Below are 12,063 nucleotides of genomic sequence, written 5' to 3' on the forward strand. Positions count from 1 at the left end.
GGACGCCCGCTCGATATTGATCGATGCCCATCGGGGGACGTAATGAGCAAGAAGTTCGAGGCACGAGTGGACTGCACGGAACGAACGGAACGAACGGATCGGACGGATCGGACGGATCGAGCCGACTGCGCGCTCCGCCGCACACGGAGTTCGACGGGGGTGCGGGGCCGGTCGGCGAACCGGTTCGTGCGGTGGTCGGAAAGCCGGGGCCGGTCGTCCGATCGCGGAATGACAACGTCCGAATATGCGGTGGGGACCATCGCGGCGTGTGCCTTCGCGGCGGTGCTCTACAAGGTGGTGAACAGCGGGCCGGTGCTGTCGGCGCTGCAGTCCCTGGTCGAGAGCGCGCTCGATGCGAAGTTCTGAGGACCGTGGGGCGGTGACGGCCGAGGCGGCCGTGGTGATCCCGGTGCTGATGGCCTTCGCCATGGCGCTGCTCTGGGCTCTGATGGCGGCCTCGGACCAGATCCGGTGCGTGGACGCGGCACGGGCGGGGGCGCGGGCGGCGGCACGTTCGGAACCGGAGGCCGCGGTGCTGGCGGCAGCGCGGGACACGGCGCCCCGGGGAGCCCGGGTCGAGGTGGGGAGAACGGGGGACCTGTGGCGCGTCCGGGTGGAGGCGCCGACTCCGGGCCCGGGTGTGCTGGCCCTGACGCTGAGTGCTGAGGCGGCTGCCCTGGCCGAGGACACGGTGGGAACGGTGGGAGGTGCTGTGCCGTGAAGGCGATGGGCCCTGAGGCCTGCGGGCGTTGGCTGCGCCGCCGCCGGGAGGTGGGCCGGGGCGCTGACCAGGGGGTGGCGACGGTGTGGGTGGCTGTCACCACGGTGACCCTGTGTGCGGTGTTCGCCCTTGTGCTTGCGCTGGGGCAGGCCGTGACCGCACGTCACCGGGCGGGCGGTGCGGCTGATCTGGCGGCGCTGGCGGCTGCGGACCGGGCGTTGGAGGGTGCGGCGATCGCCTGCGCGGCGGCCCGGAGGGTGGCCCTGGCCCAGAACGCGGTGCTCGTCCGCTGCACGGTGCACGGGGAGATCGCCGATGTGGTCGCCCGGTCGAGCTTCGGGTACTACGAGCACGCGGTCAGGGCCCGGGCCGGACCTCCGGCGGGTTTGCGTGAGGTGGTCGGCCCGGCGGCCCCTTCGACAGCCCGGGAGGGGTGAGTCGGCCGGGGCTGTCCCGGGGCGGCGGGGCTCAGCCCGACTGGATGCACGGCGTGGTCTGCTCGATCGGCGCGATGAGGGCCGAGAGCTCGACGAGCACCTCGTCGGGCGCCTTCAGGGAGTGGGTGACGGTGACCTCGGTGGCCGGGATGCGGCCGTAGGTGATGATCACCTTCTTGGTCTCACTGGACCGGGCGGTGTCGATGACCCAGTCGACGCCGTCGGCCGTGAAGCAGGGGTCGGTGGTGGGCCTGATCGGGTCCACACCGCAGCGCAGAAGGATGTTGCTGTCACCCCACAGCGCGACTCCGGCCATCTCGGTGGCGTGCTTGGGGTGTCCTGCCAGCTTGCTGGGAGCGTTCTCCTTGATGCGCCCGCAATGGGCGTTGCCCGACTGGGCGCCCGGCCGGACTTCGTAGTGGGGTTCCTTGGCCACGACGAAGACCAGGGCGGCGGCCACAGCCACGGCCGCGGCCGCCAGAGGGAGGGTCGTACGTTTGCTGGGCATGCTCAACAGCTCGTCTTCCCGCTGTGGGGGAGGTGGTCCTGCGACACGCTATGGCATGGGGAGAAGTGCCTTGAATGGGGGTGTGTTCTTCCATGAGGGCCTTGGCGCGAGGGCCTTGGCACGGGGGCTTGACGCGGATGCCGCAGCCTCCCGCATGCAGGGCCCGCGAGAGGCAGTGGCATCATCGGAGAGCGTGAAGACGCTAAGAGCCTCATCTGCGGTGGTCCTGCTGCTTGCTGCGCTGACAGGGTGCTCGACATCCCCATCGCCGGTGGACGACGCACCCCGGCCTGGGCCGCTGAAGTCCTTTGCCCCTGCCGACCGGGTGGCGATGCCGGAGATGTCGGGGGAGCGCGTGGACGGCGACGGCCGGTTCAGCCTGAAGGAGCTGCGGGGCAAGGTCGTCGTGGTCAACGCCTGGGCGTCGTGGTGCGGCCCGTGCCGTGTGGAGGCTCCCGCCCTCTCCCGGGTGCACGAGGAGCTGGAGGACAAGGGGCTGCGGGTGGTCGGGGTCAACGCGGATGTCTCGGTCGAGGCGGCGCGTTCCTTCGAGGAGGACGCGGCGCTGGTGTATCCGAGCCTGCACGACCCGCAGGGGCGGCAGCTTCTCCGCCTTCCGAAGGGCGTGGTCAACACCGCCGGTTATCCGTTCACGATCGTCGTCGACCCGGAGGGGCGGATCGCGGCGTCGCGGATCGGGGCGATCGGCGAAGGGGAGCTGAAGGACCTGGTCACGCCGCTGCTGCCGACCTGAGCCGTCAGGCCTGGGCTCCCGTCAGGCCTGAGCTGCCGTCGAGCCTGAGCTGCCGTCAGGCCTTGGAGTCCGTCAGGCCTGTGGGCCCGTCAGGCCCGGGAGCCCGTCAGATCTCGGGGTCCGGGGGTCTCGGTGTCGGGCGTCGGTCAGGTCGTTCCGGGCCCGTCCTTCGGCGGCGGCTCCGGCGGTGCCGCTCTGAGGAGTTCGGTGAGGAGGCGTACGGCTCCACGTTTGTGCAGGGGCTCGTTGCCGTTGCCGCACTTGGGGGACTGGATGCAGGAGGGGCAGCCCGCCTCGCACTCGCAGGAGGCGATGGCTTCACGGGTGGCCGTCAGCCACGTACGGGCGGTGCGGAAGGCGCGCTCGGCGAACCCGGCGCCGCCCGGGTGGCCGTCGTACACGAAGACCGTCGGCAGCAGGGTGTCCGGGTGCAGCGGTATCGAGACGCCGCCGATGTCCCAGCGGTCGCAGGTGGCGAAGAGCGGCAGGAGGCCGATCGAGGCGTGCTCGGCCGCGTGGAGGGCGCCGGCGAGGATCTCCGGGTTGATCCGGGCGGCGTCGAGCTGGTCCTCGGTGACCGTCCACCAGACGGCGCGGGTGCGCAGGGTGCGGGGCGGCAGGTCGAGCTTGGTCTCGCCCAGGACCTCGCCGGTGATGAGTCTGCGGCGGAGGAAGGAGACGACCTGGTTGGTGACCTCGACGGAGCCGTAGCAGAGCCGCCCCTGGCCCCAGGGGATCTCGGTGTCGGTCTCCAGGACGGAGATGGCGGTGGTGTCGCGGGCGACGGTCGAGTACGGCGGGTCGGCCTGCTCGACCAGGGCGACGGAGTCCTCCAGGTCCAGTTTCCGCACCAGGTGGGTGCGGCCCTGGTGGAGGTGGACGGCGCCCTCGTGGACGGCGGTGTGGGCGGCGGCCGCGTCGACCGTGCCCAGCAGGCGGCCGGTGCCCTCCTCGACGATCTGTACGGGGCGTCCGCCCCCGCCCCGGATGTCGGTGAGGTCGGCGGCCCGCTCGCGGCGGGTCCAGTGCCAGCCCGATGCCCTCCTGCGCAGCAGCTTCGCCGTCTCCAGTTGCGGCAGCAGCTCGGGCACGGCGGGCCCGAAGAGCGCGATGTCGGATTCGGTGAGGGGCAGCTCGGCGGCTGCGGCACACAGGTGGGGGGCCAGGACGTAGGGGTTGTCCGGGTCCAGCACGGTCGACTCCACGGGCTGCTGGAACAGCGCCTCGGGGTGGTGCACCAGATAGGTGTCCAGCGGGTCGTCCCGGGCCACCAGGACGGCCAGGGAGCCCTGCCCGGAGCGGCCGGCCCGCCCCGCCTGCTGCCAGAGGGAGGCCCGGGTGCCCGGGTAGCCGCAGATGACGACCGCGCCGAGGCCGGAGACGTCGATGCCGAGTTCGAGGGCGGTGGTGGCCGCCAGACCGAGGAGCTCACCGGAGTGCAGGGCCCGTTCCAGGGCGCGGCGCTCCTCGGGGAGGTAGCCCCCTCGGTAGGCGGCGACCCGCTGCGGCAGTGAGCGGTCCACCTCGGCGAGGCGTTCCTTGGCGATGACCGAGATCAGCTCCGCGCCACGCCGGGAGCGTACGAAGGCGACCGAGCGCACTCCCTGGACGGTGAGGTCGGTGAGCAGGTCGGCGGTCTCGGCCGTCGCGGTACGGCGTACCGGGGCGCCCTTCTCGCCGTGCAGGTCGGTCAGCGGGGGCTCCCAGAGGGCGAAGACCAGCTTGCCGCGCGGGGAGGCGTCGTCGGACACCTCCTTGACCGGCAGGCCGGTGAGGCGCCCGGCGGCGACCGAGGGATCCGCCGCCGTGGCGGAGGCCAGCAGGAAGACCGGGTCGGCCCCGTAGCGGGCGCAGAGGCGGCGCAGCCGGCGCAGGACCTGGGCGACATGGGAGCCGAAGACGCCCCGGTACGTGTGGCACTCGTCGATCACGACGAAGCGCAGCGCGCGCAGGAAGGAGGACCAGCGGGGGTGGGACGGCAGGATCCCGCGGTGCAGCATGTCGGGGTTGGTCAGGACGTAGTTCGCGTACTGCCGCACCCACTCGCGCTCCTCCACGGGAGTGTCGCCGTCGTAGACCGCGGGCCGGACGGCGTTGCCGAGGGGAGCCGCCAGAGCCTTCACGGAGCGCCGCTGGTCGGCTGCCAGGGCCTTGGTGGGGGCGAGGTACAGGGCGGTCGCCCCACGGCCGTTCGGCGCCTCGGAGCCGTCCAGGAGGGTGCTGAGGACCGGGGCGAGGTAGGCGAGCGACTTGCCGGACGCCGTGCCGGTGGCGATCACGACCGATTCGCCGTCCAGCGCATGCTCGGCGGCGATCGCCTGATGGGCCCACGGATGGGCGATTCCGGCTTTTTCGATCATCGAGATCACTTCTGGCCGGATGCGATCCGGCCAGATGGCATGGGTTCCCGATCGTGGGGGCAAGTGCTCCGTATGAGTGATGCGCGCGGCCCGGCCCGCCCCTGCGGCGAGCCGGTCGAGGATCATGGCGGGAGAGGGGCGCATGTCCCCACTCTCGGGTGGTCGTCCGGGACGGTGATTCTTGGCCATCGGCACCGAGTGTGTCACTGGCGTGACGGACAATGGTCCCAAGGCGTCGTGCATGGCTGCTGGTAAGTGATTGAATGCCATCGCGGCTGGCGATCCGTCCCCTGGCCTCCGTCGGGGAGACCGAGGGGCGACCGCTCGATAGCAAGGTGCTGGAGGATCCGTGGACCTGTCCCTGTCGACTCGCAATGTGTCCGGGCCTGGTGGCGACCGTACGGTCGTCGAGGTCGGTGGCGAGATTGATGTGTATACCGCGCCCAAGCTGCGCGAGCAGTTGGTCGAGTTGGTGAATGACGGCAGCTACCACCTGGTTGTCGACATGGAAGGTGTCGACTTCCTCGACTCCACCGGCCTCGGCGTGCTCGTGGGCGGCTTGAAGCGTGTCCGGGCCCATGAGGGCTCGTTGCGCCTGGTCTGCAACCAGGAGCGCATTCTCAAGATCTTCCGGATCACGGGCCTGACCAAGGTGTTCCCGATTCACACCACGGTCGACGAGGCTGTCGCCGCCACCGACTGAGGTCGGCTTCGGCCGGCCTCCGGGCCGGCCGTCAGGCAGTGAACGGACCGGCAGCGGCAGCGTGTGGGCCGTGACGGGCAGGTGGTCGGCCTTCGGGTCGGCTGCCCGCTTCGTCGATTTCGCCGGTTCCGGAGGAGGAGAGCAGGGGTGCCGGGCTTCAGGCCCGGGGCCTCTGAGGCGTACGCCCGAACGTTCGAGGGGGATCACATGGCCACCGTTGAACTCCGCTTCAGTGCCCAGCCTGAACATGTCAGGACGGCCCGCCTGGTGGCGGCCGCCGTGGCGCGCCGGGCCGGCGTCGACGAGGCGGTGCTCGACGAGGTCAGGCTCGCCGTCGGCGAGGCGTGCAGCCGTGCCGTGGGACTGCACCGCAGCCACGGCATCACCGCGCCGGTCAGTGTGGTGCTGACCGAGGAGGAGAAGGCGTTCTCCATCGAGGTCGGTGACGGTGTTCCCGGCCCCGGGCGCGACCCGGCCGGGCCGGGGGCGCGCGGTGGCGTGTCCGGCGGCCCGGACGAGCCCGAGGGCGAGGGTGCCGAGGACGAGATGGGCCTCGCGGTCATCAGCGGTCTCGTCGACGACGTGGAGGTCCGTTCCGGTGCGGACGGCGGAACCATCCGGATGAGCTGGCCGACGGCCCTTGCCGCGGTGCGCCCCTGAGGCGGCTCGGCTGCGGCGTATGCCGTCCTGCACGGCGGACGTATGCCGTCCTGCACGGCGTGAGCCCGTGACGCGACGTATGCCGTTCTGCACGGCGTGAGCCCGTGACGCACTGAGCCCTTGGCGCGTGGCGTGAGCCCGTACGTCCCGTGGGGAGCGAGTCGGGGTGGTGGCCGGTCACTCCCTGGGGTGTGCGGTCGCCGCTGTCCTGCTTATTTTCCGGCCCTGCTGAGCAGGGCCTTTCTCGTGTGGCCCCACGTGATCCCGTGCGATTTCTGCCGCGCAATGCACCCGCCCCATCACCGCGTAATGCGCCTGCTCCATTACTGCATTCGGGGAGAATACCTCCGCCGATCTTTCGGCGTTGGGGGGAGTGCGGTCAATTCTCTTCCCGACCACTGTTTTGATCCGGTTCCGCTCCCTACAATCCGTCCACGACTTGAGCGCTGAGCGTCAAGGAGGACGTATGGCGGAGTTCCTCACCACCCCCGTGGCCACCCCCCTGGCCGAACCGATGCGAGAATCCGCACTTTCCGACCGGCCCGCCTCTCTCGCGGCGGCGGTACTCACCGACGACAACCGGCTGATCGTCATCGTCGTGGCGGTCGTCGCCGTCGCCGCGCTCATCGTCGCCCGGCTGCTGGTACGCCAGGTCCTGGCAGCCGGCGAGGGCACCGAACGTATGAAGGAGATCGCCGCGGCGGTCCAGGAGGGCGCCAACGCTTATCTGGCCCGGCAACTGCGGACGGTCGGTGTGTTCGCCGTCGTCGTGTTCTTCCTGTTGCTGGTGTTGCCGGCCGACAACTGGTCGCAGCGCGCGGGGCGTTCGCTTTTCTTCCTGGTGGGTGCGCTTTTCTCGGCGGCGACCGGGTATATCGGCATGCGACTCGCCGTACGGAGCAATGTGCGTGTGGCCGCTGCGGCACGTGAGGCGACTCCGGCGGAGGGAGAGCCGGAAAAGGATCTCACCACCGTCTCGCACAAGGCGATGAAAATTGCCTTCCGTACCGGCGGTGTGGTCGGAATGATCACGGTGGGGCTCGGACTGCTCGGCGCCTCCTGCGTGGTCCTCGTCTATGCGGCCGACGCGCCCAAGGTGCTGGAGGGATTCGGTCTCGGTGCGGCGCTGATCGCCATGTTCATGAGGGTCGGCGGCGGAATCTTCACCAAGGCCGCCGATGTGGGAGCCGACCTCGTGGGCAAGGTCGAACAGGGCATCCCGGAGGACGACCCGCGCAACGCCGCCACCATCGCCGACAACGTGGGCGACAACGTCGGTGACTGCGCGGGCATGGCCGCCGACCTCTTCGAGTCGTACGCCGTGACGCTCGTCGCCGCACTCATCCTCGGCATGGCCGCCTTCGGCGACTCCGGCCTGGCCTTCCCCCTGATGGTCCCGGCGATCGGCGTCGTCACCGCGATGATCGGGATCTTCGCCGTCGCCCCCCGGCGTACCGACCGCAGCGGGATGACCGCGATCAACCGGGGCTTCTTCATCTCCGCGGTGGTCTCGCTCGCCCTGGTGGCCGTCGCCGCCTTCGCCTATCTCCCGTCCTCGTACGCGGAACTGAGCGGGGTCACCGACGACGCGATCGCCGGGCACGGCGGCGACCCCAGGGTCTTCGCCCTGGTCGCCGTGGCCATCGGCATCGTCCTGGCCGCGCTGATCCAGCAGCTCACCGGCTACTTCACCGAGACGAAGCGGCGCCCCGTCCAGGACATCGGGAAGTCCTCGCTGACCGGCCCGGCGACCGTGGTGCTGGCCGGTATCTCCATCGGCCTGGAGTCGGCCGTCTACACCGCTCTGCTGATCGGCCTCGGCGTCTACGGGGCGTTCCTCCTGGGCGGTACGTCGATCATGCTGGCGCTCTTCGCGGTGGCGCTCGCCGGGACCGGGCTGCTCACCACGGTGGGCGTCATCGTGGCCATGGACACCTTCGGGCCGGTCTCCGACAACGCCCAGGGCATCGCCGAGATGTCCGGGGATGTCACCGGTGCCGGGGCCCAGGTGCTCACCGACCTGGACGCCGTCGGCAACACGACCAAGGCCATCACCAAGGGCATCGCCATCGCCACCGCCGTCCTGGCGGCGGCCGCGCTCTTCGGCTCCTACCGCGACGCCATCGCCACGGCGGTCGCCGACGTGGGGGCCGGGGCGGGCGAGCTGGGGCTGAGCCTGGACATCTCCCAGCCCAACAACCTCGTCGGCCTGGTCCTCGGCGCGGCGGTCGTCTTCCTCTTCTCCGGGCTCGCCGTCAACGCGGTCTCCCGGTCCGCCGGAGCCGTGGTCCACGAGGTCCGGCGGCAGTTCCGCGAGCGCCCGGGGATCATGGACTACACGGAGAAGCCGGAGTACGGACGGGTCGTCGACATCTGCACCAAGGACGCCCTGCGCGAGCTGGCCACGCCCGGCCTGCTCGCGGTCCTGGCGCCGATCGCGGTCGGCTTCACCCTCGGGGTCGGCGCGCTCGGCTCGTATCTCGCGGGCGCCATCGCCACCGGCACCCTGATGGCGGTCTTCCTCGCCAACTCCGGCGGCGCCTGGGACAACGCCAAGAAACTCGTCGAGGACGGGCACTACGGAGGCAAGGGCAGCGACGCGCACGCCGCGACCGTGATCGGTGACACGGTCGGCGACCCGTTCAAGGACACGGCGGGCCCGGCGATCAACCCGCTCCTCAAGGTGATGAACCTGGTCGCGCTGCTCATCGCTCCGGCGGTGGTCCAGTTCAGCTACGGGGCGGACGCGAACCCCTGGGTACGGGCGGTGGTGTCCGTCTTCGCCATCGCGGTCATCGTCGGCGCGGTCTACGTGTCCAAGCGGCGCGGCATCGCCGTGGGTGACGACGACAGCGGTTCTCCGGGCGGCGGCGGCCCGGCGGTCCCGTCACCGGACCCTGCGGCGGCTTCGTAGGGGCTTTATAGGGGTCTTATAGGGGTCCTAATAGGGCCTCGCGGGCCCTTATAGAGGTGCGGGCCGATGGGGCCTCTGGTTCCCGTCGGCCCGGCCTGTAGTGGGTGACGCGTCGTCACCAAGAGGGCGGGCGGTACGTGGTGGCGTACCGCCCGCCCCCTTTGGTGTGCGGGGGGAAGGCTGTGTGCGGGTGATCGGGATCGTTCGTTCGGAGGGGCGATCGTACGTGTGTCGGAATTTCTGGACCGAGTGGCATCTCCCTCATTTCCTTTGATGCAAATGGCTTCAAAAGGGTGCATATCTGATGGCTGGCACCCGGATGGAGTCCTCTCGGCGTGTAAGTTCCGGGGCCGAGAGCCTTGGAAGGGATCCATCCGGTGAACAAGAAGCTTGCGGCCGCACTGTCCGGCGGTGTGGCACTCGTACTGACGCTGTCGGGCTGCAGTGACGACAGCGACGACAAGGTGAACGCGTGGGCCAAGAAGGTCTGCGACCAGATCCAGCCCCAGCTGGCCAAGAACGAGGCGGCCAACGCCGCCATCAAGCAGAGGACCGACGAGAACAGCAAGCCCGCCGAGGTCAAGAAGACCGACTCGGAGGCCTTCCAGCAGATCTCCGAGTCGTACACGGCACTGGCCAAGGCCTTCGACTCGGCCGGCCCGCCGCCGGTCGAGGACGGCGAGACCAAGCAGAAGGACGCCGTCCGGGAGCTCAACGCCTCCTCCAAGGCCTACGCCGAGCTCAAGGTCAAGGTCGATGCCCTCCAGACCAAGGACCAGGGGCAGTTCGCCGACGATCTGAAGGTCCTCGCCGAGGAGATGACCCGGGTCAGCAACAGTGGCGACCAGGCGCTGAAGAAGCTTCAGTCCGGTGACGTGGCTGTCGCGATGTCGAAGCAGAAGGGCTGCCAGAAGACGAAGGCCTCCACCGGGCCCGCCAGCCCCTTGGGCTCCGAGGCGCCGGACGCGGGTGCGGAGGCGACTCCCTCGGCTTCGGCCTCGGAGGAGAAGAAGGCCTGACGCGGCGGCTTCCGGGAGATCCGGAGGCCGGGCTTCGGATCTTGGCCTTGGCCTTGGCCTTGGCCTTGGCCTTGGCCTCGGCCCCGGCTTCGGCCCCGGCTTCGGCCCCGGCTTCGGGCTCGGGCTCGGCCCAGGCCTCGGCGGGACGGTCCGGCTTTGGCCCCGGCCCCCCCGTGCGGGACGGTCCGGCTCCGGTACGGAGGGTTTCGGGGCGGCCCAGCCCCATGCAGCCCGGTCCGGTCCAGCCGTCCCATCCGGCCGGGGCCGGTCAGGGACGGTCCGGCCCCAGTCCGGCTCTCGTCCGGCCGGGCGGTCAGGCCCGGCCCTGCCGGGTCCCGCCCGGGTCCGCCCGCCCCCGTCCGCCCGGCCGGGAGGGGCCAGGCCCTCGCCGGGTGTCCGGGGCGCTGCCGTTGTCAGTGGGAGCGGACACAATGGTCGGGTGAGTACGACCAGGCTTCCCGCACCCGACCACACCGCCGGCCTCCGCGAGGCGCTGCTCGCCGCGGCCTTCACCGCCGACGGGCTCCTCGACCGGCTCGGCGCGCCCGCCTATGCCGCGCTCGCCCGCAGCGAGACGGTCCCCGCCCTGCGCGCCACCCGGGGTGTCTCGCCCCTCGACACGCTGGTGCGGCTGTTCCTCCTCCAGCGTTCCGTCCCCGAGGCACAGGCCCGCGCCGCCCTGCCCCTGGAGGAGTGCGTCCAGGACGGCTGGGTGACCGTGGCGGACGGCCTGGCCCGCGCCACCGTCGACGTACGGCCGTACGGCGGGCCGGACGGCGAGGACTGGTTCATCGTCTCCGACCTCGGGTGCGCGGTCGGCGGTGCGGGCGGGATCGGCTCGCGCGAGGAGGGCGTGGTCCTCGGGGTCGGCGGGGCCTCCACCACCCTCGCCGGTATCACCGTGCGTACGCCGGTGGCCTCGGCCCTCGACCTCGGCACGGGCTCCGGCATCCAGGCGCTGCACGCCGCCCAGCACGCCATCCGGGTCACCGCCACGGACCTCAACCCCCGCGCCCTGGAGTTCACCCGGCTCACCCTCGCCCTTTCCGGCGCCGCCCCCGCCGACCTCCGCGAGGGCTCCCTCTTCGAGCCGGTGGGCGCGGAGACCTTCGACCTGATCGTCTCCAACCCGCCCTTCGTCATCTCGCCCGGCGCCCGCCTCACCTACCGGGACGGCGGCATGGGCGGCGACGACCTCTGCCGCACCCTGGTCCAGCAGTCCGGGGCCCATCTGAACGAGGGGGGATACGCCCAGTTCCTCGCCAACTGGCAGCACGTGGAGGGCGAGGACTGGCAGGACCGGCTCCGCTCCTGGGTGCCCGCCGGGTGTGATGCCTGGATCGTGCAGCGCGAGGTCCAGGACGTCACGCAGTACGCCGAGCTGTGGCTGCGCGACAGCGGCGACCACCGCAGCGACCCGGAGGCGTACGCCGAGCGGTACGAGGCGTGGCTCGACGAGTTCGAGGCGCGCGGAACCACCTCCGTCGGCTTCGGCTGGATCACCCTGCGCAGGTCCGCCGCCGCAGCCGCGGGGGACGCGTCGATCGTCGTCGAGGAGTGGCCGCACGCCGTCCAGCAGCCGCTGGGCCGGGCCGTGGAGGAGCACTTCGCCCGCCAGGACTATCTGCGGGACCAGGACGACGCCGCCCTGCTCGCCGGGCACTTCACCCTCGCCGCCGAGGTCGTGCAGGAGCAGGTGGGCCTCCCCGGGGCGGAGGATCCCGAACACGTGGTGCTGCGACAGCACCGCGGGATGATGCGGGCGACCAAGGTGGACGCGGTGGGCGCCGGGTTCGCCGGGGTGTGCGACGGCTCGCTGCCCGCCGGGCGGATCCTGGACGCCATCGCCCAGTTGATGTCCGAGGACCCGGTCCTCCTGCGCGACCGCACCCCGCAGGCGATCCGGCTCCTGGTCGAGGAGGGCTTCCTGGAGCCGGTGCGGGCGCCGTCACCGGGGGCCGCTTCCGGGGAGGGGATCGGGTGAGGG

At 71.2% G+C, this 12,063-nt stretch carries 11 protein-coding genes; 9 read left to right on the forward strand and 2 right to left on the reverse strand.

Translation table 11 applies throughout. The features are described from left to right. The first annotated feature begins 159 nt into the window (after positions 1-159). Genes ACFW9Z_RS12565 through ACFW9Z_RS12575 form a run of 3 tightly spaced genes read left to right on the forward strand, consistent with a single transcriptional unit; the run spans position 160 to position 1,158 of the window. Positions 160-366 (forward strand): DUF4244 domain-containing protein, encoded by a 207-nt coding sequence (locus ACFW9Z_RS12565; protein WP_384638847.1) that lies wholly within the window; start codon positions 160-162, stop codon positions 364-366. Beyond that, positions 353-721 (forward strand): TadE family type IV pilus minor pilin, encoded by a 369-nt coding sequence (locus ACFW9Z_RS12570; RefSeq protein ID WP_384638525.1) that lies wholly within the window; start codon positions 353-355, stop codon positions 719-721. Before ACFW9Z_RS12565 ends, ACFW9Z_RS12570 begins: the two co-directional genes overlap by 14 nt. Before the next feature lie 5 nt (positions 722-726). Next, complete coding sequence (locus tag ACFW9Z_RS12575; RefSeq protein ID WP_384638528.1) at positions 727-1,158, forward strand: Rv3654c family TadE-like protein; 432 nt, start codon at positions 727-729, stop codon at positions 1,156-1,158. A 31-nt stretch (positions 1,159-1,189) separates the two neighbouring features. On the opposite strand, the gene ACFW9Z_RS12580 is transcribed toward ACFW9Z_RS12575, so the two are convergent. Continuing rightward, on the reverse strand, positions 1,190-1,666 hold the full coding sequence (locus tag ACFW9Z_RS12580; RefSeq protein ID WP_384638531.1) for a DUF3515 family protein: 477 nt from the start codon (positions 1,664-1,666) through the stop codon (positions 1,190-1,192). Positions 1,667-1,937: 271 nt separating this feature from the next. On the opposite strand from ACFW9Z_RS12580, the gene ACFW9Z_RS12585 reads away from it, so the two are divergent. Beyond that, positions 1,938-2,420: a TlpA family protein disulfide reductase gene (locus tag ACFW9Z_RS12585; protein ID WP_384638534.1), complete on the forward strand. Its 483-nt coding sequence runs from the start codon at positions 1,938-1,940 to the stop codon at positions 2,418-2,420. Between the two features lie 146 nt (positions 2,421-2,566). Here ACFW9Z_RS12585 and ACFW9Z_RS12590 read toward each other — a convergent pair whose 3' ends face one another. After that, positions 2,567-5,050 (reverse strand): DEAD/DEAH box helicase, encoded by a 2,484-nt coding sequence (locus ACFW9Z_RS12590; RefSeq protein ID WP_384638537.1) that lies wholly within the window; start codon positions 5,048-5,050, stop codon positions 2,567-2,569. A 79-nt stretch (positions 5,051-5,129) separates the two neighbouring features. Here ACFW9Z_RS12590 and ACFW9Z_RS12595 point away from each other — a divergent pair, with 79 nt between their 5' ends. The 5 genes from ACFW9Z_RS12595 to ACFW9Z_RS12615 all read left to right on the forward strand — a co-directional run bounded on the left by ACFW9Z_RS12595 (position 5,130) and on the right by ACFW9Z_RS12615 (position 12,060). Further along, entirely contained in the window at positions 5,130-5,483 is a 354-nt protein-coding gene (locus tag ACFW9Z_RS12595; RefSeq protein WP_003967428.1) for an STAS domain-containing protein, read from the forward strand. 207 nt (positions 5,484-5,690) lie between these two features. Beyond that, positions 5,691-6,143, forward strand: a complete 453-nt coding sequence (locus tag ACFW9Z_RS12600) for an ATP-binding protein (protein ID WP_384638540.1) — start codon at positions 5,691-5,693, stop codon at positions 6,141-6,143. Positions 6,144-6,609: 466 nt separating this feature from the next. Further along, entirely contained in the window at positions 6,610-9,057 is a 2,448-nt protein-coding gene (locus ACFW9Z_RS12605; RefSeq protein WP_384638543.1) for a sodium-translocating pyrophosphatase, read from the forward strand. Between the two features lie 377 nt (positions 9,058-9,434). After that, positions 9,435-10,076, forward strand: a complete 642-nt coding sequence (locus ACFW9Z_RS12610) for a small secreted protein (RefSeq protein WP_384638546.1) — start codon at positions 9,435-9,437, stop codon at positions 10,074-10,076. A 439-nt stretch (positions 10,077-10,515) separates the two neighbouring features. After that, positions 10,516-12,060, forward strand: a complete 1,545-nt coding sequence (locus ACFW9Z_RS12615; protein ID WP_384638549.1) for a methyltransferase — start codon at positions 10,516-10,518, stop codon at positions 12,058-12,060. The last annotated feature ends 3 nt before the right edge of the window (positions 12,061-12,063 follow it).

The organism is Streptomyces sp. NPDC059452, from assembly GCF_042750035.1.
Lineage (GTDB): Bacteria > Actinomycetota > Actinomycetes > Streptomycetales > Streptomycetaceae > Streptomyces.